This window comes from Halalkalibacter sp. APA_J-10(15), assembly GCF_023017105.1.
Classification (GTDB): Bacteria; Bacillota; Bacilli; order Bacillales; family Bacillaceae_D; genus Halalkalibacter.
In genome coordinates, this window is sequence record NZ_JALKEV010000017.1 from 35,403 (window position 1) to 58,623 (window position 23,221).

Sequence of the window (23,221 nt, forward strand, 5' to 3'; positions counted from 1 at the left end):
ATGAACTATATTTACGCAAATGAAAAAAATTTTACCTCCTGCTTTACTACCCCACTCCTACAGAAATAGTGTAATACCTATGAATTCAAATTATCTGAACGTATTGGTATTCTCACTATTTCTAGATATTTGCCTTTCTTATATTAATCGATTATTCGATTACTAAATGCTTATAGAGTTGCTTTGAATGATTTTATATCCAACTTCAGTATGAACAATTTTTACTTTTTAGAAAATTTATTTACTTTTCTCTTATTAAGTACACAACTATTCCTTAACCATGATATATTTTTAAAAAATGAGAAAAACAAGGTATAGGGAGGAAAGACGATGCAATTAGGGGCTTTTTCCGGGGCTATCTTCGCATTTTGTACATGGTTTTATCGATTAGCTTTTATCAACATCTTGTGGATTTTGTTTACCGTTTTAGGACTCGGGATTTTGGGGTTCTTTCCTGCTACAATAGCGTTGTTGTCTACTTTAAGACAATATATCAATCAACAAGAAGTAGCTATATTTTCAACTTTTTGGAGCTACTACAAACAAGAATTTATCAAAAGTAATAAGATTGGTGCTTTCATTATAATAATTGCCTTAATTCTTTTTAGTCATATACAGTTTTTCAGAACAACTGATATTGCTGTTTCAGAATTATTGTATATCTCATCAATCATTGTAAGTTGCTTTTACTTTTTAGTTATTTGTTATTTTCTTTACTCCTATGTCGAATTTGAAATACATGTAAAAACACATATTAAAAATTCTCTATTAATCGCCATTTACAGTCCATTAGCTAGTTTGTATATTATTTTTGGATTTTGCGCTGTTTATTTTGCGAATGCATTTATTCCTAGTCTTAGTATCTTTTTTAGTGTTAGTATTTTAGGATTAGTCATCTTGTCCTCTGCTAAACTAGCGTACCGCAAAATTGAAAAGAACCAATCAATTCCTCAAGCCTGATACACTTCTCTTTGTACAATAAAGTCTACTATTATGAAATTTTTATTTTGTAAATATTAAAAGAATGAGGCGGATAGGGCAAATTCAGCTTGCCCTATCCGCCAACTCGGTTCGACCATCTTCCTTTTATAATTTTTTACAAGTAATTTTACCAAACTAATTGTTTTTCTATAAAGACTCTAATATTCCATTTTAATTCTTGACCATTCTTATTTAGATTTCAAATTAGAAAAAGAATAATCTAAAAACTAACTTTAAAGACCCTTCATCTTTACGAATAAAACAGTAAAATAATAACGCATCCAACAATAAAAAGCCGTTCCTCTTTTACTACCTAAAAAACTGAGAAGGCGGTACTTTATAATGCTTCTTAAATGCTTTTGAAAAACTATAAGGGTCTGGATATCCAAGCTTGCTGGCAATTTGTTGAATCGTATAATGTTTACTAAATAACAGCTCACGAGCTCGGTTCATTTTAAGCTGGTATACATACCTTCCTGGCGTCATGCCAAGTGCTTGCTTAAAATAGTGGATAAAATACTTCTCAGACATTCCTGCAAGAGTAGCTAAATCCTTAATGCGAAGTGGTGTATGTAGATGCTCGTTCACATAGTCAAAGACCAATTTTAAGTGGTCCAAATGCCCTGTTTGATTGTGAGAAGGTGCTAGGTTTGTAAAGGTTCCTCGATATTGCCCTGTTCCGTACTTTTCAATAATTTTGGCAATCAAAATGGTTAGACATCCTTTTAAGCGAATTCCTGACATCGGGGCGTTCTGTTTGTATTGGTTATATGTGTCAAGAAACAGTTCAACTTCCTCTTTCACAAGTCTATGTTTGATCACACCTGACAATTGAAAATGGTTTAAAAAGTCAAGGCGATCTCCTAAAATGAAGTCAAAATGGGTAAAAATAAACTGACAAGGTCCATCTACTGTTGTTGCGGTGTAAGCAACCATTGGGCTAAATAGAACAAGATCGCCTACTGATGCCTCGTAAACCTCCTCATTAATGTGAATCTCTACTTTCCCTTTTTGAATGTACCATAGATCATAATCGAGATGATTTTTACTTTCGATCCAATGACCAGGATGAGTAATTTCTTGACTACCATATATACGTAGCATCGCATGCTCGGAAAGCTCGTTAAAAAGAGTTACGTTATCCATGATTCATCAACCTCATACTTTTAGACATAGTCATTCCTTTTAATTATAACAATAGGAACTAATCAAATGAAATAATCTTACTTAATGACATCTTATGCTTACCTACGTACATTTTTATTTCTAGTCATTGTTTTATAATTGGAACAAATAACATTTGGAGGGGATGACAATCGCTAATTATCCGAAGGTAGTTGTGTTAGGCGCAGGAAGTTTATTCTTTGGTCGTCAAGCTATTTGGCAAATGGTTCATTCAGAACACTTGAATAAAGGTACGTTAGCATTAGTTGATACGAATGAAGATCGGTTAAACAAGTTAGTTAAGCTCGCTAAGATGGTTGTAGAAGCAAATAACGTAGAGTTGAAAATTGAAGGCTCCACTGATCGAACGAAGGTGCTCAAAGATGCTGACTTTGTCGTCCTTAGCTTTGCTGTTGATACAGTGAAGTATAGAGGAATTGATTGTACCGTTTCTGAGAAATATGGCATTCGAATGTGTTCAGGCGATACGATTGGTCCTGGTGGAATTTTTCGAGCGATGCGAGAGTTACCGACTATTATGGAATGCGCAAAAGACATAGAGACTATTTGCCCAAATGCGTGGGTGATCAATTATATTAACCCATCGACCGTCCATGGAATGGCCTTGAAACGATATGCACCAAATTTGAAAAGCTTTGCTTTGTGCGATTCCCATCATATGCCACATAAGAAAATATTATATGCACAGCGAGCAGGGATCATTAACGATGCAAAAGAGTATACAGCATATGTTGACAGTCAGTTTGATATACACATTACCGGCGTCAATCATTTCACTTGGTTGATCAAAGCGGAGTACAAAGGGAAAAATGTTCTTCCTATTATTGCACAATCGCTGAAACGTTCAGCCGAAACAGAAACGGTAGGCGGGGATACAGGTGCAAAGGCATTATTTAATGATAAAATTAGCTATCAATTATATGACATTTTCGGAAGTGTTCCAACATGTACAGCCCATACAAAAGAATATGTACCGTACTGGCAAGGACTCGGAAAATTAAAAGAATACATCCCTCCCCTTTCTATTTGGGAAACAGATGAGCGATATAAACGACATGAGGAAATGTGGGAACAGGTGGATCGTTTTCTAAATGGTGAAACTCCGATTGAAGAATATATGACTTCATTCGGTCCAGATCACGCCACAGATATTATTGAAAATATGGTAGGTGGATTAGGTAAGCCATTTTACATTAATACATGGAACGAAGGTGCTGTTCCGAATATGAGTGATGATGCCTTTCTAGAACTGTTATGCGAAGTGACAATGGAAGGTGTGAAGCCGTTACCTGTAGTGGAAATGCCTCGAGGTATTAGAGGAATGCAGGAGGTCGTCTTAGATACTCATGAACTTACTGTTGAAGCTGTCTTAGAAGAAAGCTATGAGAAATTGCGAAGAGCGATGTTAACAGATCCATTAGTTCATTCAATTGCTGATGCTGATCAGATCATTCATGAGCTGTTGCAATTAGAAAAGGATGTCATTCCACAGCATTGGTATGATACTTCGGAATAAGAAATACACGGTAGGTTTCGTCGAGCTGTGTCGTCCGATGTCCTAATTTCCTAAAAGTGGGACATGTAACAAGCGAAGCAGACGCCACCCGTGAAGCTCTGTCGTTCTCTTATGTAATCGTCATTCCTCTATTTGCGTCATAAAGCCTTTATTGAGGCTGTTGTAGGATCCTCATTCCGCTATTTCCCCATGTCCCCTCCTTTTCCTTCCGACTTTATCAAAATAACGGAATGAGGAACCGCCTTTGCATCATGAACCACATTTCTCTCATTTAGCGGAATAAGGATCCTTTTGGTCACCCATTCCAAAGCTATAGAGTAGATTGCCATTCACCTTCTCTCACCAAAGGATCTATTTCAATTCGTTAAGATTTTAATAAGGGTTCTCTTGTAACCCCATCAATAATAGAGAACTCTCCACTCCTATTATTGATGATTAAACCACGAACTTTCACATAAGATGGTATGAAAGGATGATTTCGAATAATTTCAACACTCTTCTCAATACTTTCGGTTATATTCTTTTTTCCTTCTAACCAATCTATTACCTTGCCACCTGAAAATTCAGGTCGACAATTTTGAAAAAGATAGTCCAACCTTTCTACTTTATCCTTCATGCCTTTACTCTCAGAATAAAGTAGGCTTTCTAGATCGACTGGATCAGTTTCCTTGTCTTTTATTCCTACTACAAAAATCTCTTCAACATTCTCTTGATAAACTGCAATGATGATCGATCTCATTATATCACCATAAGGATGAGAGATTTCGGGACCGTAGCTTTGCAAAGTTAACATATTTTCCGGCTGAACGTTAACTACACCTTGTAGGCGGGTCTCCAATTCAGGATCAATGTCAATTAAACATAACGATTTTTTGTTAATTTTATCTACACTCATTTCATTCACTCCTTCCATGGTTACCTTTTTCATCAAAACTCACTTGATAATTTAAAGACCATCATCCGTTCGCCCGTACGTGTGCTTAGATCAGTATGGAAACTAACAACTTTCTTCCCTGTTATCGTAAAAATGACTTCCTTTAACTCTTCTACTCCTGATTCCACTAATTCAGTTCGAGTTCTTTTGATTGTTGTTATTCCTTCTTTATCCTTACACAATTTATACTCAGCTGGGGTTAATATTCCATTTAATGTGACGATTATCATATCGCGTAAAATATTAGATTTCACAGAAATCGGCCCACGCCCGAGATAATCTTTTTCCCATTTTGTTACAGATTTACTGATTTCAGATTCAACCGAGCCTTTCGTCTTATTCATATAATCCTCCCTTTAAACATTTATATAAGCTCTATTCATTCACTTAGTATACCGCTTACCAATTCTCCCAATATCCTTCTTGATTGACCGTAGCCAATCGAATCCAGCCATTCCCAACTTTTTGAGAGAACGTTGGATCATGATTTAATAGTCTTTCGACATACTCCCGTGGTGCTTGGATGACTACTAACAAACGTAAAGGAGAATGATAAGCCTCATTATCTGATTTCATGACAGATTGCCAAGGAAACCCAGTTAATAAGTCACTTGCGTTCCCCTGCATCACACCAAGACTTGATGTAACCGTTTGTGTTGCCTTATTTCCACTCCCATAGTAATGAGGGGCCACAGTGGAAGCATAATACTGTAAGTTAATCCATTGAGCCACCGTCCCTGGTCCAGCAATGATATTGGCGAGAAGATCACCATTGTGATCCTGTCTCCAATCATAGCTATGAAGAAAAGCTCTCCCCTCCAAATTGCAGTCCTCAGTCAAATCTCGTTGACCGATAATAAAAGCAGCATTACGAGCCAGCCCCCATTCTGGACGTATTTCACTCCAATCTTCAGCAAATCGGTGTGCCTCTGTCTTCGGATTTTTAAAATGTGAGTGATAATTAGGCAATTGTGATAAGCGCTCTGCGTTTGCATCATTACTTACTTTCGGTAATACAGCATTAATACGATCAAACGCTTCTTGAGCTGATTGCGAAAGCTTAGGAACATAGAGCCAATGTAAATCATCCACCGTTGTTTTATGTTCAGCAGCCACGAAAACCGTGTCCTCTGGGATTTCTATTCCTTCCGTATATAGGCTTTCTCTTACTACATGAAGGTTACATAAAACGGCTAAAACTCTTGCATTGAATCCACCTGCCGCACCACCACATGCACCACAGTCTAGAGCAGCAGCATACGGATTATTCGTACTTTGACTTCCATGTCCGCAAATCACAACTAATGGTGCGAAATTCTTTGTCAGCCCCATCATTGACAAAGCTTGTCGTGCATAATTAACCTTCTCTTCCTCAGAAAAACCAACAGGTATATCTGCTTCTGTGTCATGAACATGCTGAAGTGAAATCTTTGTATTAGGCTTGCGTAGCCATGCTTCTCGAAGGTTACGTATGACACCATTTGCACTTCTAGGGACAAAACTCCGCGCTACCATTTGTAAACTAAGCCAAGGTCCACTAATTTCTGGTAAAAGTAAGCTCGCAAATACATTCTGTTTCATTCTATGAAATGTATAGCCTAGTGAATTGGCCACCTGCTTACGCTGTTGATATTGTTTGAGTTCATTTGCACCTGCAGACTCTTTTATTGTATGCTGCGGTTTGAGTATAACTGGCAAAGAGGAATGGCAGTGTGTACTACCAAGCTCGCTAGTTGCAATTGGTAACCCGAAGAAGCCTGCAATACCAATGGTTTCAAATGGCCCTTCTTTTTCCAGCTTGCGACGAAAGGGCTCTGAACGTACATCTATACAAAATGCAAATTGAGCTAATGTTTTTTTATCATTCTTCACACTTTGTTTCGAATGAATCTTCTCACTTAATTGTTCTGTATACGTCTGTTCCCATGCTTCCAACCATAGCTTTCTTCGCATCGTCTCATCAAATCGGTAAGCAAAGGTCAAATATTCGTTTTGTTCGATATTAGACATCTGGGTCCATTCCTCGATTGTAAGATTCCCCCAGTGAATCCAAGATGCTAAAAGCGGAGCAACCGAAACTTCGTTATCAGACTGTTGATTTGATATAGGTAAGTAAGGTTTTATAAATACCCACTCCATCGATATTCGAACGGCTAAATATTCCGTTAGAAGCGAACGTTCATGGGACGACTGTTGCGACCGCCAAAGCATCATCCCTGCCCACCCAGGTAAAGAAAGCAAATGACCTTCTAAATAGCTTTTCCTCTCTGACTCAGGGATTTCTAGTGCAGATAATGCCTGAGTTAAAGCCACATGAGTCTCTTGTGGCCAATCTTTTAAGAGCTTACGCTGACCTTTACTAAGGGCAGGATCATGCGAAATAAGCTGTTGCCATGCATGATAAAATCCTTTCTCACGATTGGGCATTGTCCAACCAGCCTGTGAATCATCAAGGTAAAATTTGCACCACTTGATCATATGATGATCGAGAATATTTACGATTTTTTCACTATTTTGATTCTTAACATACGAACTTAAAGGTTTCATCGAAGGGTTACGTTCCGGATTCAAGACACTTAGTCCATCTACCAATGTATGTAACTCAGGTGAAGACATAAGATTAGTAGGTAACGGATCCAACTTTATGGAAGCACGACAGAAGCGCTCTGCCATCTCCCGTGGTATATTCATAGAATGTGAGGAAAGCCAACGCTGTAATCCCAATTCTAGAAAGGTTTCATCAATTTCCCCTCGATCCTTTGCCGATTGAATCATCGAAACACTAGGATAAATATCCACATCTCGCGTATTTTTCAACCACCTTGCGACCTGTTCAAAAGATTGTGTTTCAAGGCCCATCCATGGATGACGTGCCGCAAACGTTGCAATAGGCCAAAGCGGTGCAATAACTCGGCTAGCTGATTTTACTAACACGTTTATATCCGTTTTTTGAGAATCAGTATTTAGATCCTTTCCTTGTTCATTTGTTTCTTTAACCAATACAGATGTCATGCCCATCAGCGATTACCTCCTTGTGAAAAATATTGTTTAAGATAGGTTGGATGACTATCTACCGCCTTCGACTTTGCTTCACCTAAACGTACTAACCAAAGGTAGAGTACAGCAAAGAACAGAGAAGAACGGTTACGAGCAGCCCAAGTACCTACAGCACTACCAAACAGTAAAAGACTTATGACAAAGATAACTACTGACATTGGAGGCTGGACACTTTGATAACCAGTCGTATGCAACCACCCAAAGAACAGGCTATGAGTGATGAAGTAAACAATGGCAAAGCCTCCCAACAAGAAAACGCCTGCAAGTCGTCCCATTCTTCCCTTTCCAAATGCAACGAGCTGTGTCCAAGAAACGGATAATGCCCACCCTAAGATTAGTGCGCTAACTAATTGATACCCTTCTCCAGAAGCGAGGAGCCAAAAGGCAACCCCAGCAAGTAAGCCTAATGCACGTCCAGCTATGACCCATAAATAAGAAGAACGTTCATTAACACGAGTTACTGCTTCATAATGTCGTACTGCCGAGCCAGCCTGTAGAAACAGCGTCGCTTTGAACAAGCCGTGTAATACAAGATGAATAATAGCTGCTAAATATGCACCTAGCGCACATTGAATGAGCATAAACCCCATTTGTGTAATCGTTGAGCCAACTAACTGGCGTTTATAATCGACTTGAACCAAACTAACACCTGATCCGATTAAGACGGAAACACTCGCGAAAACAAGTAAAACAATCTGAGCTACATCGCCATTAAAAAGGGGTGAAAACCGAGTTAGAATCACTCCTCCCGCATTGACTAAGCCTGCGTGCATAATAGCGGAAACAGGAGTAGGAGCGACAACAGATTCTATTAACCACCGTTGGAAAGGCCATTGGGCAGCAGGGATAATAACCGCTAATACAATCAATAAATTAATGCCCGTTACCTCCCACGCTTCAAGTAGAACTAAACGTTCATTCGTTAGAGCTAGCGATAACTGCCATTGCCCAGTGGCTTGCGAAAGCCATATGATAGCGATTAACAAAGCGAACCAACTTAATGCAAATAAACGACCAGAAACCTTAGCAGCTTCATTCGTTACTTTCCATCTACTATTTAACCTTATCAATACGGTTAATCCTATAAGAGTGAGCCCCCAACAAATGATCAATAAGCGAAGATCACCACTTAACCATGCAATAGAAGCAGCCCCTGTAGTGAATGTAAACAGCATGAAATATTTTCGATAAGAGCGATCTCCCATTAAATAACGTACGGAAAAACGCTGGATGATTAAACCAATTGAAAGGACAAAGAAAGCCAACAACCATGCTAACGAATCTACATACCAAAGACCAACTACACCATTCACACTAGTATTAACAAGAGCTAATAAGGAAACCAATGGTGGCAGGGTTACAATACTAATATGAATCCGTACAAACCGTAAGGAAATCCTTGGGTGTAAAAACAATAGTCCGCTTAGACAAGAAATGATAAGCACGATAAAAAATAAGGTTAAAAATGATGATGAACTCATGAAAGCTAACATTTAGCATTCCTCCTTTAAGTGACGTAAACGTATGATGAGACAGATTCAGATAACATACGTACTTTTCCCCTGCATGATGTGTTTTTCCCCAAAAAAAAGCCGACAATTTCAAATCTTCAATGATAAAGAAAATCATTGAATCTTGAAAATTGTCGGCTTCACTTCAACTAACTTACGTTTTTTGAAGAGCTACCTTCATAAAAGATATAATCCATACATGTTTATCATTTTCCGCCAAAAATAATCGGTATATTTCATAATCTAATCACTAGATTATAAATATACCGATTTATGTCACTTTCTCGTTCTTTATACTTAAGGAAGCTTTTTCATCCACTTCAATATTATATATTAAAAGAATGCTAAAGACCTTATTAATTATGAAACTAAAAATAAACATCTATCGATTATTAAGTTATGTAAAAATATATACCTTATTATAGGAATTGTCAACAATAATTTCTCTTCAGCAGACAAATATATAAAGATTAACTTTCACTTCATTTCAAGTGTTGTCCTCATATCGTCTGACATTCAGATGTGACGGGAGGAGATTCTTTGCCGATCTTCTGTTTTGATAGATACTTGATCCCTGTCTTGAAAAGGATTCAGAGCTTTCCTTATATCTCAATCGCCCCTCCACTAATACGTTTAAACCCACGTATCTGACTTAATTCCTCAACAAGCTTCAGAGCAGCTTGATCCTTCGACTTCGCTTCAATCATAATATCGGCTGATTGTCCGTAGGCTTTGAGAGCTTTGATAAAAGGAAGAGCAAAATCAATGTCAACGTAATCAGCATGAGCTCGTATCGCTTTATTTGATTTCGGCGAAGACAAATGAAATTTCGGTGGCATTCCCGTATGTTCCCACGTTACAAAGACTCTTGGTATGATCACATCCAATGAACCTTCTATCGAATTCGCCCAGTGATGATGATAATCAAATACACAAGGAAGTCCTTGCTCCTCACAAACATTTAACGTTTCAAGAGCGGTGTATGTCTTATCGTCGTTCTCTATCGTAGTTTGCTTGCGAATCTTCTTATCCAATTTTGAAAAATTATCCTTAAATCGCGCGAGTGCCTCTATTTTATTTCCATATGCACCACCTACATGAATATTGATTCTAGCATCCTTATGTAAACCCATCGCTTCCAACATATCATAGTGATACGTCATATCACGAATCGCATTAATCGTCACATGCTCCTCAGGACTCGTAAAGAGCGTAAATTGATTTGGATGAAAGCTCACTCGCAAATAGTAGCGCTGGACAAGTTCACCGATCTCTTGAAATAAATCTTGAAAAGGAGTAACATAATCCCACTTCACCTCCGGATGAGTTGCGAGTGGCACGAGTGATGAAGACATGCGATACAGCTCAATACCGTGAGCAATATTATAATGCAGCATTCGAATCGTTGTCTGCAAATTATGCCTTGTCACATGAAGTAGCTTCTCCCTCCGCTGATCTCGTCCCATCTTAGACCACTTTGTAAAGGTTAACGTTCGAGAGGGAGATGCCTCCCACAGAGATAGTGCTGTTGACACATAGCCGAATCTAAGTCTCATTTCATCAATCCACCTTATTCTTGTCGATAATCATAGTATTTGTATGGGGAGAGACAATCATGTGTGATCTTTCATATCCAAAAAGGCCTGTCTACTGTAACGTAATTCCTATTATACTCACTAACGAAAACATGACCATTCCCATGAACACGAATACTTACACACCTAACCCAAAAAAGAGGCACTAAAAAAGTTGACGTTTCAACTTTTTCAGTGCCCTCTTTCATCCACAACATAGCCTTGAATTAACGATCCTCTTCCCCCTCAGGATCTTCCTTATATCCAACGGTCACAACAACTTCTCTAAACAGCTCCTTTTGCGAACCAGAAGCATAGGTGGCTTGCACGGAAAAGCCGCCTGGCTCCTCCAATTCAAAGATGTGATCACGAAAAACATCGGCAATATAGTTACTTTCATAATAATATTCAACGCCATGTCCATTTGGAAGTTCATAAAAGTCGATCTCCTCGGCATCTGTTGGAATGAAGGCAGCGATTTCTTCCATTGTCTCCTCAAGAGTTCGCGCCGGATAATCTGTTTTCTCAAAAATCAAGTGAACACCTACAACTTGCATCACATCATTTACCTCATTCACAAGCAATGGCATGTAACTATTTAAAAATAAGTAATAGATACCAGCCCCCTCATCCGGCTCACCGAAGAAATCGACAAAGGCTTCATATGTATCTCCAACCCCAACTAGTGGACTTTGCGTTTCAAATGATGTGTCTCCATTTTCTATAATCTGTTGAATCTCCTCAACAGTGATCACCATTTCACTATTTTGTTCATCTCGTACTGATTGTTCAGTTCCATCATTTCCCCCGTCCGAAGACTGCGCTTGATGTTCTTCTTCAACTGTAGGTTGCTCCGGCGGTGAACTTTGGCATCCTATGAGCATAATCAATAGTATAGTAGATAGCAAATAACTTTTTTTCAACGTTTTCCCCTTTCTTTACACAATCTCCATTTATGATAACACTAAAATGGGATAGTTTTTAGTCGTTGTACAAATTTTTCCTAGTATTCATTCGAATAGGTATTTAACTGGATGTCACATCCAGTTAGCGATACTTCGAGGCCACTGAAAAAGGGCTCGTTCACTTCGGACTTGAAAGAGAGCTTTGCCCTCGCTCCCGGGATGGGGGGTACGCTTTCCGCAGGCGGGCGTTGAACTAAAAATGGTCAACCAGAAATATTTTCTTATCTGGTTAACTTTATAATACGAACCGGCTGCGCCGTTGGATTTCAACCTGCCCTTCCCACCTGCAGGAGTCGTTCCTCCCATCCCGTCCGCTTTGTTGAGAGGCAAAATAAACATTCCCTACTCTTCAACTATAAAAAGGAAATAAGAGAAATAAGCTGCTACCACGATATTTGCGGTGAATCTCAAGAGAATAAAATCCGGTGAGATTTTACTTGTCGTAAAATCTCACCGGATTTCATTTCAGAGGAGGGTTTCGTCCCAGCATTCATCTATTCAGTTTGACTTAAATGTAATGGTGGTGGTACTAACCAGCCCTTTTCTTTTGTCAAGCGTAATAGCTTTCCACCAAGTGTTGCTTTTTGTGTGTGAAACTGACCAAACATCATAATGATATCTTCTCTTATTCCCTGTGCCATATTTTTACTACAAGAAATAAGACCCGCTCCAATATCGGCAGTTAACATAGCAGCAATTTCAGGATCATTGAATTTCGCTCCTACCGGTATTGATTCTAAATCGGCTTTCGGACGTTCTGGTGCAGTAGGTGGTAGTGCGACTTCGTTCTCTTTTAATAGCTTTTCTAATTGCTCAATTTCTTGGTTCGCATTTTCCATCATACTTATTAGAAGCTTTTTTAAATCCTCGTCACCTGCATGATTTAATAATGTTTGGTGAGAGATTAATGCCGTTTTAGCGCCATGTAAAAAGGTCCATGTGCCAAATACCTCACCGTAATGCATCGGTTCTTCTTGCGGATTTCCACTTAAAATTCCCATTGTTGATATCCTCCTAACGAAATTTAAATTCAAATTTAGATCACTCCAATTCAGTACAATGATAGGATATCCCAGTCTTCAAGAATTATTAATCAATCGCATATTTTTTTACAATATATATGTTTTTCCAACCTAATCTTTTATCCATGCTCAGAAATTCTTATTAAATACATACTCCAATTTTATTTATTTTTTATTAACTCTTCTCTATTTAGTGCCATCGGAGGTTGTTCTAACCATTTATTTTTTATCATAATATTAGCCCCATCCTCAGAGTATAATTGAATTTCTAAAGATAATCGGTTATACATAACACCTAAATCTACTCTTGGACTTTGAGAAATACCTGTACCATAGTAACCAACACTTAAAGCTATCAAAGTAGATGTATAAAACATCATAAGTTTATCCGAAAATGTATAAGTCGTACTGTTTGTTATTTCTGCTGCCCATGAAGTAGGAACGGGGAGATTACTTTCCTCCAATTTCCCCCCGAATAATTTAGTGTGCTTTTTTCCAATTTCTATTCCTCTTATAAAGAATTTCTTGACATCTTTCCCCTGTGACACCTGAGAAAATCCAATAAGGGTAGCTACTCCCAATGCATTTCTCTGGAAATTAGCAAATACATTTGCTACCTCTGATGCGACTAATGATCTTTTGTCACCAAATACATCCCATAAAAATCCTTGCTTGCTAACAAATTTACTTTCTTCTAGATTAGGTAAGTAAGGTGATCTTATGAATAGACCTTTTGACAATAATACATTCTTTGTCATTTTATTTAATTGCATGGTCTCTGAAAGACATTTGCTGTAGTAGTCTGTTATATCTGCTCTTACAGATGATGATAAACTTCCCGAATAAGTAGTAAGTCCAATCATGGACATCTGATGAATAAAATTTAATACATAGCTATCAGAGTACAATCTTGGAGCATGTACATCCACATCCTCCTCTATCTTAAAACCATGTGGAATTTCGTGTTTCTCCGCAGTGAAAATGGAAGTTATTTTTTTAATATGAGATTGTGACAACTTTAAGGAATAAGCAATGACAGACTTAATATCAGTATCTTCAGCCTTTTCTAAAAAATAAGTGAGCATGCAGATACTTGCACTATCACTCATGTATTGAGCCCAAAGTTGGGCAATCTCTCCTGATGTGAGTCTAATTTGTTTTCCTTGGCTCAATATAACTCCCTCCAAAATGTAGCTTCCTCAGAATAACATTCATTTGCGCATAACCGACAGTCCTGACTTATTTCTTATATTTTTCTTCTAACAAATATTGCACTCCATACAATAAATACGCCTTGTAGTGAATATATAAAAAGAATTGAATGTAATTTATCCGATTTAAACGAAGAATCTTTAATTTTTCAAGTAAAGGAATACCGAAAAATGCAAACATTCCATTCGCAAGAGCATTAACTAATATAAACTTTTTGAAATTCCCATATGAAAGTTTAAGTAACGGGGAAGTAGGGACCTAGATCAAAAGGGAACTCATCCCTAATAAATGATTTTGGCTTTTCATAAAACTCCACCATTTTCGTTGGTGGCCAATAATATGATTTATAACCTCTAATATCCCTATTATAATACTCGCTAATGAATATCTTTTAATCGTACGTTTACCTATAAATAGTAACGATAGCCATGGAAGTATGATTATAATTAGGTTAAATAATTGATGACGTCTTGATGCCATTAGCGATTTCACCTCGATTTGAATTTTTCCACCATTTTTAAGGTGTCCAAATACAAACAAAAAATCCATTCATTTAAGATTTACATATATTTCAAACCCCTTAGCATTAATAAATACTTTACTATTTCCTCTGTCCTTGCTCAATAAACTAAGGAACTCCCGTTACAAAAAAAATCACAACTCACTCCATTGACTTTTACGCTACGTAATACTTTATAGTCATAAATGAAAGGCGAAAAAGATGGATGTGAACGTATTGGAATATGTATATGCTCATGATACGACCATACTTGTGAATTAGACACATTTGCTAAATGAATAAAATTGAAAAAGGTGGTAGTTATGAAATTTATAATAGAAGACACAATTGAACAATATGAAGCATTGTTTTCCATGGAAAGTGATAGGGAATATTTTTATCGCTACTCAATGATGAAGCCCTTTGAAGAAATGTGGAACACGATCAATGTTCCATTAAAGGCAAAGCAACCAAATGGCTATGATGTCATAATGGCTACAAATATGCTTGGTTATCTTCGTGTATCGGATACCGAAATAGGCAAAATAGCATTAAAACATTTAAAGGAGGCTCAAGCGCTTCAAACGGTCGAAAAAACATTGAATGATTGCATTAAGTTCCTTGAAGAAAATAACTTAATGATTCGTTCCGATGAGTTGAGGTTCGGACTGTATATAGCAGATCCGAAAAAACTTAAATTACAAAAAGGTTATTGTGGATTCGGAGGAATTCCAGGGTTTATTCAAGTATCAATCTATCCGAATTCCTATAACATACCAAGACTTCCTGCCGTAATTGCACATGAATTTCATCATAATATTCGGTTTTCTTATTTTGATTGGGATCATGGAAATGTAACGGTTGGTGATTACTTAGTTATAGAAGGGTTAGCTGAATCTTTTGCGAAAGAACTCTATGGAGAAACTCTTTTAGGGCCTTGGGTTACTTCTTTTGATCAAGAGGACTTAGAATACTCCATTAAAGTAATCAAGGATTCATTAGAAATCAAAGGATTTGCTGAAGTGAGCAGTTATATGTTTGGTGACACTATTGCTAAGGAACAAGGTTATCAACCTGTTGGCTTATCTACATTTGCTGGCTATGCGGTTGGCTACCAAGCTGTCCAATCCTTTATGAAAACCAATAATATAGGAATAAGAGAAGCTACCTTGCTTCGTACAGATGAAATACTAAATAACTGTGAACTGTTTTTGAAATAACGAGTAACTGGGCACTCTACAATGATTAGAAAAATGAACGTCACTGTGCCCAGTTGTACCAATATTTTAATATATTTGCTGCATTCAATGGTACCCCTCTGTTCCCGATGATTCTATGTAGTTTTAAGGTATCCTCTTTAGTCTCTGTCGAAGCAAAAATAAAAACAGTACGAAACGAAATAAATGTACAAACCTGCTTAAATCAGCTTCTGGAAGTTCATTAAGAAATTGATGTATCACAAGGATTGCTGTAGCCATTGAGGAAATTGAAGCATTCTGACTTTTCTTCCCACGTATTATATCCTAGCTCGTCATAACATATTTTCTGCTGTGCCCCCATTAAATCAATGTGTCACATTGTCCTATATAAAGCTCAAAGTGTTTATCTTTCGTCAGAAGTTCTATAATAAATCCTGAAGACTTGCTTGCTATTATTAAATCACCATTCTCAGATGCTTCCCAAAGTTCTGTCATTGCTTTAGAAAAATCCAATACTTTAACATTAGCCCAAACACATACTGGCCATGAAGAGTTAGGTACTAATATCAACCATTCACGCTCTTCTTTTAGGAAGTTAACTTCATTTTCTAACCAAGAAATAGTACTATTATGTTCATCCATCATTTTAATAAAAGCTGATTTTGGCCCAATACGACGAAATTGCTTTAATGGAGCAGCTATTACATCTAACCAAATTGAGCCATCCTCTTCTATGTTAATCAGCTCGACATACGATAGATCCTTCATTGTCTTTTTAGCTTTCATCAGTGCGATTCTTTTTTGTATTTTTTCTTTCCTATTAGACATTCTCATCACCCTCATTTGTGACAGGTACCATATCATTTTCTCCGCTCAAAAACATTCTATTTCGTATTTTTTATTATACATTCAATTTTAAAATAATTGTATACATACAATGCGATTGAAAAGAAGAGCTGAGATGACTGATATACACAACCTTCAACAATCTCTTTATTCCCCCCATTTATTCCTTCGAACGCTTACCTATATTTGAATTAAACCCCACGTTATATTTCTATCTGATTTAGGGAAGTGTAATTTATGAGGTGAATGTTATGGAAAAAGATAAGTTAAAACTTACATCTGCTGAAATAGGAACATTGTGGGCGCAATATGTAAACGGAACAGCCGTAGATATTGTAAACAAATATATGCTATCCATCATAAAGGATAAAAAGATAAAACAATTATTTGAAGATGCAACCATGATCTTTGATAAACAAAAAAAGCAGATAGCTACCTTTATTGAAAATGAAGGCTTTCCCCTCCCGATTGGATTTACTGATTCAGATCTTAATAAAGGGACAGAAAGGCTGTTTTCCGATATATTTTGTGTACATTACTTGCACGTTATGACGCTACATGGTTTATTAGGTCACATGACCTCCCTTAGTGCCTCTGTAAGAAAGGATTTAAGGTATTTTTACGATTCTTGCGATAATGATGGAAAAAAAATATACCATCAAACGATTGAATTACTTTTAGACAAGGGACACTTTCAAAGAGATCCCTACTTTTATCCTGAAGCAAACCCTGAATTTGTAATGGGTCAGCAGTTTTTAGATGGTTTTTTTGGTGAACACCGTCCAATAGCTGCAACTGAAATCATCAGCCTTTCCTTTAATATTAAAAAGAAGATATTAGAAAAAACACTTTGTATAGCTTTTAGCCAAGTGACACAATCGAAAGAAGTGAGGAAATTTCTAGGTTCATCGGAAAGAACCTCAGATGAACAAATTCAAACACTAGCTAAAATACTACAATCAGATCAGTTACCTGTACCAATGTCATGGGAAACAGAGGTTACAACTTCTCGCGATTCTCCCTTTTCAGATAAGTTAATGTTGTACCACATTGGATTTCTATTGCAAACGGCACAAGCCTATCATGGAACTGGAATTGCTTCAGCCATGCGAACAGACCTTGTATTAACTTATGAAAAAATTATATTAAAAAACTTGATGGTTACTAAAGAATGGTTCAACATTATGACACGACATAACTGGTTAGAACAACCACCTCTTGCACCTAATCGGAAAAAGATTGCAAAAGATACATAGTCATTAAATTACACCTCCCGTTTAGTGGAGGTGTAATGGGCTTTGAATCGTTTTGTTCACTCATTTTTTTATCATTCTTGCTTTTTCTGATTTTTAAGCAAAAATAGTTGACACCAAAAATAAACTTATGATATTATTAAAAATTTGATAAAAAATAATATATATGTTAAAATTAAGAGGTTATCATATATGGAGGTGGATTATTTGTTTCAAATTGGCGATACTATCGTTTATCCAATGCACGGAGCAGGTATAATTAAAGCCATAGAGGAAAAGGAAATCTCAGGGGAAAAACAACAGTATTATGTCATAAACATGTCAATCAGTAATATGCAAGTCATGATCCCAACGGGTAAAGTATTGAATTCATGTATACGCCCTATTACGGACATCATTGCATTAAAACACATCATACACATTTTTCAGCATGGAGAATCAGATAGATTACTGCCTTGGAAGCAAAGGTATAAAGTGAATACAGACAAAATAAGAACCGGAAATATAAAAGATTGTGCTGAAGTTGTACGTGATTTAATGCGCATGAAGAAAGAAAAAGCACTTAATACAAGCGAAAAAAAAATGCTAGATAACGCACATGAATTTTTGATTAGTGAACTTGGATTAATTAAAGGGATTACTGAAAATCAAATAAAAAGCTTCTATTAATGATCATGTATGACATCCCTCGAATATTAAAAGTAACTCTCTTCAAAAACATTCTACTTCTTCAACTCACCTATAGAGCACTAACCTCTTTTGTTGTTTCTACAATCTAATCCATTTTTATTTTATGAACGTTTACGTTTCATTAAATAACCCAATAAAATAGTCACTTGATTTTTGCAATCCTGATTCACACTGGCACGGACAAGGAGCCGTAAGGATGGAAGAGAGGTAGGGCTTTCATTGTTTTAGGTATACAATATTATTTAAGTCATTATTTCTAGATTTTTTTACATCCGCTAAGAAAGGGAAGCTTTGCGTAAAAGAGAAAATCATTGGTAAAACCATATGATCAACGACAAAAATGGTTCCCAGACGAGGAAACCATTTTTATTTACATATCAACAGAAGAGATCACGGGTAATCGTTTAAAATCCTTGGGATGGCCAACAAAAAAACATACGCTGAAAATTAGTTCACTTGTTGAACGGTCCATAATTTGTAACCTAATCCCATCCTTACTATAGCCAAATTCATCCCCAAATTTCTTTTGACATATCAATGATATATTTCAACTTTGCCCATTGCTCATCTTCCGTTAAAATATTTCCATGATGAGTAGAAGCAAAGCCACATTGCGGACTAATACACAATTGCTCTAGTGGCACAAATTGTGTCGCCTCTTTTACACGAGCTTTTACCGTTTCTTTATCCTCTAATTTCCCATGCTTTGATGTGAACAGCCCTAATACAACATATGCCCCTCCATTAGGAATATAGTCCAACGGTTCAAAATTACCTGAACGGTCATCATCATATTCTAGGAAAAATGCATCTACTTTTTCCTTAGCAAATAAAGTTGGGGCAATTTTGGCATAGCTTCCTTCAAAAGCCCATTTCGAACGATAGTTTCCACGACAAAGATGAGTCGTGACAATTAAATCCTCTGGTTTATCTTCTAACACACCGTTGGACACTCGTAAAGCTAAATCAATTAATTCCTCCCTTGAAAAGCCACTGTCGTTAAAAGGGATCCCTTCTGAATTAAGTCCAGCAATATAAACATCATCTAATTGAATATAACGACAGCCCGCATCATAAAACGCTCTTAAAGCATCACGATACGTCTGAATAATATCTGTGGCATAGTCTTCAATATCTGGATAAATATCTAGATTACGGATCCCGGCATTAAATAATTGATTTGGACTTGGAATCGTTTGTTTGGCAACAGCACGGTCTCCAACGATTTCTTTAAATTGGATAAATTCTTTAATATGCGGATGATCAACGTTAAACGATATCTTGCCGTTTACTCGTATATTGTATCTCTCCGTTTCCTCTCCTTTGAATTGATAACCTTGTTCAGGAACATAACCTTCCACCCCATTTAAATGCTCGAGAAAATCTGTATGCCAAAACCTACGGCGAAACTCACCATCTGTCACAGCCTCAAGACCAACCTCAATTTGTTTATCAACGACCTTCTTAATTTCTTCTGTTTCAATTTCATGTAATTGTTGAGCTGTAAGAGCCCCTTCTTGGAAATCCTTTCTAGCCTTATGAATTCTTTCTGGTCGTAGTAAGCTTCCTACGTGATCTGCTCTAAATGGAACGTTCACTTTTGTTAGTGTCATAACAAATCTCCCTCTCTCTTTTGCAAGCTTTCTTTCTCTGACTTACGGTAAGTGTAGCACGTGGAAATGGTTATACGGTAACGCGTAAAATCTATCTCTCATTATAGCTTTCACCTATAACTGATTCAGTTCTTCTTGAATCGATTCTTTTAAATATTGAATATAAATGTTAGCTAACGTACTATGTGTCACATGTCTATGGGTGATGTAACCAACATTAATCCGTTCATCTACCTTCAAAGGAACAGAAATGATATCCTTGCTATTTAATTTATGGCTAATGACACCCGTTGAAATCGTATAGCCATCTAAGCCAATTAATAAGTTAAATAACGTCGCTCGATCCGTAACGCGAATATTCTTCGGTCTAGAAAGAGTGCTAAGAATCTCTTCTGAAAAATAAAACGAGTTGTAATCTCCCTGCTCATAAGAAAGATACGGATAGGGTTTCATGTCCGCTAAAGTCACATACTCCTTTTTCGCAAGCGGATTCGTTGAGCTAATAAAAACATGGGGTTCGGCAGTAAACAGCTCATGGAACTGTAAATTACCTTCTCTTAGAAACTTCTTAATAACCTTCTGATTAAATTCATTTACATATAAAACACCAATTTCACTTCGCAAGTTTTTCACATCATCTATGATTTCAAAGGTCTTCGTTTCTCGTAAAGTAAAGTCGAATTCGTCACGATCATATTCCTTTAACAATCGAACAAAAGCACTGACTGCAAAGGCATAATGCTGAGTTGACACAGAAAAATGCTGCTGAGTTGATCGTGTTTTCATATAGCGTTTCTCTAACAGCTCACTCTGCTCCACAACCTGTCTAGCATAACCTAGAAACTCAGACCCTTCTGGGGTAATTGTAATCCCTTTATTCGACCGAAAAAAAATCGAGATCCCAACCTCAGCCTCTAGCTCACTCAATGCGTTTGAAAGACTAGGCTGACTAATAAATAACGTTTGAGCTGCTTTATTAATCGACCGACTTCTTGCTACTTCGATCACATATTTTAATTGTTGTAATGTCATCTAAACCCTCCGTTTTATGTTTAACATTATAGGAGCATACATTTATTTTATCGTTTGTCATTCTATCGAGATTTAGACAATTAGCCTTCTAATTCAATTAGACATTTCCCACTCTCCCATAACAAATTTAAGTAGCTTCTTCATAGGGAAGTTACCACTTCTTACAAAGATTATCAACATTTCAGAGTAACTATAAATGAGTATTCAATCTTTTTAACAGATAACGGTTATTCCTCATTTCTAAGTGCTTTCGCTAAAAACTCTACATAAAAGTCAACAAGCGCAATTGAAAAGAAATATTTGTACTCAGTTATTGCTATAATCAAAGAAAGTAGAGGAGGAGGATATTTATGGAAAATATTGAACAACTACAAATCGTACATGCACCTGCAGCATTAGTGTATAAAGCTTTAACGACAGCAAAGGGGTTATCTGAAGTGTGGACCCGCGATCTTACAGTCCATGATCAGATTGGAAAAGTCAATGAGTTTCATTTCGGGGACAACGATTTAACAAAGATGCAAATTGTAGAGCTAACTCCATTTAAAAGAATAGAATGGCTATGTACAGAATCAGATCCAGAGTGGGTCGGTACTACGATATCATTTGAATTAAACGAGAAAGGTAGTAAAACAGAAATTATTTTGCGTCATATGAATTGGAAGGAAGTTACCGACTTCTATCGTTTCTGCAATTACAATTGGGCGATGTTTTTATATAGCCTAAAAAATTATTGCGAGGAGGATACTGGACTCCCCTATCAAGATCGGAAATTCTGATGCAAACTCCATTAACAGTTTATAAAATTAAATAGTAGTTAACACTATGATCATTCAGCCCATAACTTTGTTGTTATGGGCTGCATTTTTACGTTTTCTCAGCTCACATGTTGTATGTCCATTAAAATGAAATGACGTCCTATTTATCTATAAAAGCTTGTATTTCTAAAATTAAGTGTCATGTCTCAAGCCAAAAGACTTTCTTCAACAGTTTTTTACAAATTCGTATGTCATCTCAGCCACCTTACGATTTCCTGCTTCTGAAAAACCATGGCCTTCTCCTGGAAATACTACCATTCTAGCATGAGGATACAGCTTTGCTGCTCTTTCCCCATATTCAAGTTCCACAATCTCATCTTGATCCCCATGTAAAATCAATACATTTTTATCGTATTCTCCAATATGTTCAAATACATCATACCCATGAATAGATTCAAAAAAGATTCTTCCCAATGTGACGCCCCATATTTCCCATGTATTAGGAATTCGATCAAGCGTGGGGAATCTTTCATTCCAATCATACGGGATACAAAATGCAGGATATAATAATAAAATCCCTTTAATTTCCTCTATGTATTCCTCCGCCGCTAATGCTGTTACCAATCCGCCTTGACTACCTCCAAAGAGAAAGATATTATCACAATCAACATTCTCCCAATCTCTTACCGTATCAATAACAGCACACAAATCTTCCTTCTCTGTAAAAATAGACATTTCAGTAGTCTTAAGGTCACTTTTCGTCTTTACTGACCCACCGCAAAAGTCGAAGCAAAAAGACCCCACACCATTTGTAGCCAAATATTCACTATTTCTTGCAAAATCCTCATTCGTACCGTTAAAACCATGACTGAAAATAACGACAGGACTCTTTTCGCTATTATTTGGCATATAGGAAACACCATAAATTTCCCTTCCACGATGTTTAATCCTCACTTCATTTTTGAAACAATCAGTCATTTTCAAACCTCCAACACTTCGATTTTATAACGAATTGAAGAACATATAGAAACAGAACGTTTTTGCTTACAATTGCTTCTAACATAATTTCAACAAGAACAGGAAATAAACCTGCATGGTTGATCTATATTTTCGAGGCCACTGAAAAAGTTTGGTTTTAACTTTTTCAGTGGCTTTGAAGTAATGTGCGTAGCCGTTGCCCGATTTTGAAAGCCTTGCAATGAGTGGGTTTCTCATAGCAAGGCGCGCAACGAGCGGAGCCATTACTCTTCCTTGAGTTACTAGAAAGGACTTTTTCAGTGACCTCATATTTTCACTCTTCTTTGATAATGTTGGAACTACGAGTATATGGTTCCATCCTTTTCACACATCGTTCATATTCAGTTCATTTAAATG

At 36.9% G+C, this 23,221-nt stretch carries 20 protein-coding genes; 6 read left to right on the plus strand and 14 right to left on the minus strand.

Annotated elements, in window-relative coordinates:
- Positions 1-330 precede the first annotated feature (330 nt).
- Entirely contained in the window at positions 331-960 is a 630-nt protein-coding gene (locus MW695_RS17835) for a YesL family protein (RefSeq protein WP_247106819.1), read from the plus strand.
- A gap of 330 nt (positions 961-1,290) precedes the next feature.
- Here MW695_RS17835 and MW695_RS17840 read toward each other — a convergent pair whose 3' ends face one another.
- On the minus strand, positions 1,291-2,127 hold the full coding sequence (locus MW695_RS17840; RefSeq protein WP_247106820.1) for a helix-turn-helix transcriptional regulator: 837 nt from the start codon (positions 2,125-2,127) through the stop codon (positions 1,291-1,293).
- Positions 2,128-2,290: 163 nt separating this feature from the next.
- Here MW695_RS17840 and MW695_RS17845 point away from each other — a divergent pair, with 163 nt between their 5' ends.
- Positions 2,291-3,682 (plus strand): family 4 glycosyl hydrolase, encoded by a 1,392-nt coding sequence (locus tag MW695_RS17845; protein WP_247106821.1) that lies wholly within the window; start codon positions 2,291-2,293, stop codon positions 3,680-3,682.
- Between the two features lie 364 nt (positions 3,683-4,046).
- Here the strand turns inward: MW695_RS17845 and MW695_RS17850 are convergent, their stop codons facing one another.
- The 9 genes from MW695_RS17850 to MW695_RS22920 form a co-directional block, all read right to left on the minus strand.
- Positions 4,047-4,577, minus strand: coding sequence for a carbonic anhydrase (locus MW695_RS17850; protein ID WP_247106823.1), 531 nt, complete (start codon positions 4,575-4,577; stop codon positions 4,047-4,049).
- A gap of 32 nt (positions 4,578-4,609) precedes the next feature.
- Positions 4,610-4,960, minus strand: a complete 351-nt coding sequence (locus tag MW695_RS17855) for a Na-translocating system protein MpsC family protein (protein ID WP_247106825.1) — start codon at positions 4,958-4,960, stop codon at positions 4,610-4,612.
- Positions 4,961-5,015: 55 nt separating this feature from the next.
- Positions 5,016-7,634: a DUF2309 domain-containing protein gene (locus tag MW695_RS17860; RefSeq protein ID WP_247106827.1), complete on the minus strand. Its 2,619-nt coding sequence runs from the start codon at positions 7,632-7,634 to the stop codon at positions 5,016-5,018.
- Positions 7,634-9,166 (minus strand): NADH dehydrogenase subunit 5, encoded by a 1,533-nt coding sequence (locus tag MW695_RS17865; protein ID WP_247106828.1) that lies wholly within the window; start codon positions 9,164-9,166, stop codon positions 7,634-7,636. The genes MW695_RS17860 and MW695_RS17865 overlap by 1 nt, the downstream gene beginning before the upstream one ends.
- A 620-nt stretch (positions 9,167-9,786) precedes the next feature.
- Positions 9,787-10,740: a UV DNA damage repair endonuclease UvsE gene (gene uvsE, locus MW695_RS17870; RefSeq protein ID WP_247106829.1), complete on the minus strand. Its 954-nt coding sequence runs from the start codon at positions 10,738-10,740 to the stop codon at positions 9,787-9,789.
- 245 nt (positions 10,741-10,985) lie between these two features.
- Entirely contained in the window at positions 10,986-11,681 is a 696-nt protein-coding gene (locus MW695_RS17875) for a hypothetical protein (RefSeq protein ID WP_247106830.1), read from the minus strand.
- A gap of 536 nt (positions 11,682-12,217) precedes the next feature.
- A complete protein-coding gene (locus MW695_RS17880; RefSeq protein ID WP_247106832.1) occupies positions 12,218-12,724 on the minus strand; it encodes a DUF3231 family protein in 507 nt (168 codons plus the stop codon).
- 182 nt (positions 12,725-12,906) lie between these two features.
- Positions 12,907-13,917 carry a DUF3231 family protein gene (locus MW695_RS17885; protein ID WP_252120809.1) on the minus strand — a complete coding sequence of 337 codons (1,011 nt, stop codon included), beginning with the start codon at positions 13,915-13,917 and terminating at the stop codon, positions 12,907-12,909.
- A 298-nt stretch (positions 13,918-14,215) separates the two neighbouring features.
- Positions 14,216-14,437, minus strand: coding sequence for a hypothetical protein (locus MW695_RS22920; protein WP_306421228.1), 222 nt, complete (start codon positions 14,435-14,437; stop codon positions 14,216-14,218).
- Between the two features lie 342 nt (positions 14,438-14,779).
- On the opposite strand from MW695_RS22920, the gene MW695_RS17895 reads away from it, so the two are divergent.
- Positions 14,780-15,676, plus strand: a complete 897-nt coding sequence (locus MW695_RS17895) for a DUF2268 domain-containing putative Zn-dependent protease (protein ID WP_247106834.1) — start codon at positions 14,780-14,782, stop codon at positions 15,674-15,676.
- Positions 15,677-16,015: 339 nt separating this feature from the next.
- On the opposite strand, the gene MW695_RS17900 is transcribed toward MW695_RS17895, so the two are convergent.
- Positions 16,016-16,483 (minus strand): hypothetical protein, encoded by a 468-nt coding sequence (locus MW695_RS17900; protein ID WP_247106835.1) that lies wholly within the window; start codon positions 16,481-16,483, stop codon positions 16,016-16,018.
- 269 nt (positions 16,484-16,752) lie between these two features.
- Here MW695_RS17900 and MW695_RS17905 point away from each other — a divergent pair, with 269 nt between their 5' ends.
- Positions 16,753-17,757, plus strand: coding sequence for a DUF3231 family protein (locus MW695_RS17905; RefSeq protein WP_247106836.1), 1,005 nt, complete (start codon positions 16,753-16,755; stop codon positions 17,755-17,757).
- A 189-nt stretch (positions 17,758-17,946) separates the two neighbouring features.
- Positions 17,947-18,423: a CarD family transcriptional regulator gene (locus MW695_RS17910; RefSeq protein WP_247106837.1), complete on the plus strand. Its 477-nt coding sequence runs from the start codon at positions 17,947-17,949 to the stop codon at positions 18,421-18,423.
- Positions 18,424-18,953: 530 nt separating this feature from the next.
- Here MW695_RS17910 and MW695_RS17915 read toward each other — a convergent pair.
- Both MW695_RS17915 and MW695_RS17920 read right to left on the minus strand, forming a co-directional pair.
- Positions 18,954-20,057, minus strand: a complete 1,104-nt coding sequence (locus tag MW695_RS17915) for a 5-methyltetrahydropteroyltriglutamate--homocysteine S-methyltransferase (protein ID WP_247106838.1) — start codon at positions 20,055-20,057, stop codon at positions 18,954-18,956.
- A 114-nt stretch (positions 20,058-20,171) separates the two neighbouring features.
- Positions 20,172-21,089 (minus strand): LysR family transcriptional regulator, encoded by a 918-nt coding sequence (locus tag MW695_RS17920; RefSeq protein ID WP_247106839.1) that lies wholly within the window; start codon positions 21,087-21,089, stop codon positions 20,172-20,174.
- Positions 21,090-21,439: 350 nt separating this feature from the next.
- On the opposite strand from MW695_RS17920, the gene MW695_RS17925 reads away from it, so the two are divergent.
- Complete coding sequence (locus tag MW695_RS17925) at positions 21,440-21,868, plus strand: SRPBCC family protein (protein WP_247106840.1); 429 nt, start codon at positions 21,440-21,442, stop codon at positions 21,866-21,868.
- Between the two features lie 204 nt (positions 21,869-22,072).
- Here MW695_RS17925 and MW695_RS17930 read toward each other — a convergent pair whose 3' ends face one another.
- The gene (locus MW695_RS17930) at positions 22,073-22,825 is read right to left on the minus strand and encodes an alpha/beta hydrolase family protein (protein WP_247106841.1); all 753 of its coding nucleotides are present in this window, start codon (positions 22,823-22,825) and stop codon (positions 22,073-22,075) included.
- Positions 22,826-23,221 lie beyond the last annotated feature (396 nt).

Excerpts from the sequence above, each read along its gene's own strand:
- MW695_RS17835 (WP_247106819.1), top strand. The coding sequence starts at position 331 with ATGCAATTAGGGGCTTTTTCCGGGGCTATCTTCGCATTTTGTACATGG.
- MW695_RS17840 (WP_247106820.1), bottom strand. The coding sequence starts at position 2,127 with ATGGATAACGTAACTCTTTTTAACGAGCTTTCCGAGCATGCGATGCTA.
- MW695_RS17845 (WP_247106821.1), top strand. The coding sequence starts at position 2,291 with ATGACAATCGCTAATTATCCGAAGGTAGTTGTGTTAGGCGCAGGAAGT.
- MW695_RS17850 (WP_247106823.1), bottom strand. The coding sequence starts at position 4,577 with ATGAGTGTAGATAAAATTAACAAAAAATCGTTATGTTTAATTGACATT.
- MW695_RS17855 (WP_247106825.1), bottom strand. The coding sequence starts at position 4,960 with ATGAATAAGACGAAAGGCTCGGTTGAATCTGAAATCAGTAAATCTGTA.
- MW695_RS17860 (WP_247106827.1), bottom strand. The coding sequence starts at position 7,634 with ATGGGCATGACATCTGTATTGGTTAAAGAAACAAATGAACAAGGAAAG.
- MW695_RS17865 (WP_247106828.1), bottom strand. The coding sequence starts at position 9,166 with ATGTTAGCTTTCATGAGTTCATCATCATTTTTAACCTTATTTTTTATC.
- uvsE (WP_247106829.1), bottom strand. The coding sequence starts at position 10,740 with ATGAGACTTAGATTCGGCTATGTGTCAACAGCACTATCTCTGTGGGAG.
- MW695_RS17880 (WP_247106832.1), bottom strand. The coding sequence starts at position 12,724 with ATGGGAATTTTAAGTGGAAATCCGCAAGAAGAACCGATGCATTACGGT.
- MW695_RS22920 (WP_306421228.1), bottom strand. The coding sequence starts at position 14,437 with ATGGCATCAAGACGTCATCAATTATTTAACCTAATTATAATCATACTT.
- MW695_RS17895 (WP_247106834.1), top strand. The coding sequence starts at position 14,780 with ATGAAATTTATAATAGAAGACACAATTGAACAATATGAAGCATTGTTT.
- MW695_RS17900 (WP_247106835.1), bottom strand. The coding sequence starts at position 16,483 with ATGTCTAATAGGAAAGAAAAAATACAAAAAAGAATCGCACTGATGAAA.
- MW695_RS17905 (WP_247106836.1), top strand. The coding sequence starts at position 16,753 with ATGGAAAAAGATAAGTTAAAACTTACATCTGCTGAAATAGGAACATTG.
- MW695_RS17910 (WP_247106837.1), top strand. The coding sequence starts at position 17,947 with ATGGAGGTGGATTATTTGTTTCAAATTGGCGATACTATCGTTTATCCA.
- MW695_RS17915 (WP_247106838.1), bottom strand. The coding sequence starts at position 20,057 with ATGACACTAACAAAAGTGAACGTTCCATTTAGAGCAGATCACGTAGGA.
- MW695_RS17920 (WP_247106839.1), bottom strand. The coding sequence starts at position 21,089 with ATGACATTACAACAATTAAAATATGTGATCGAAGTAGCAAGAAGTCGG.
- MW695_RS17925 (WP_247106840.1), top strand. The coding sequence starts at position 21,440 with ATGGAAAATATTGAACAACTACAAATCGTACATGCACCTGCAGCATTA.
- MW695_RS17930 (WP_247106841.1), bottom strand. The coding sequence starts at position 22,825 with ATGACTGATTGTTTCAAAAATGAAGTGAGGATTAAACATCGTGGAAGG.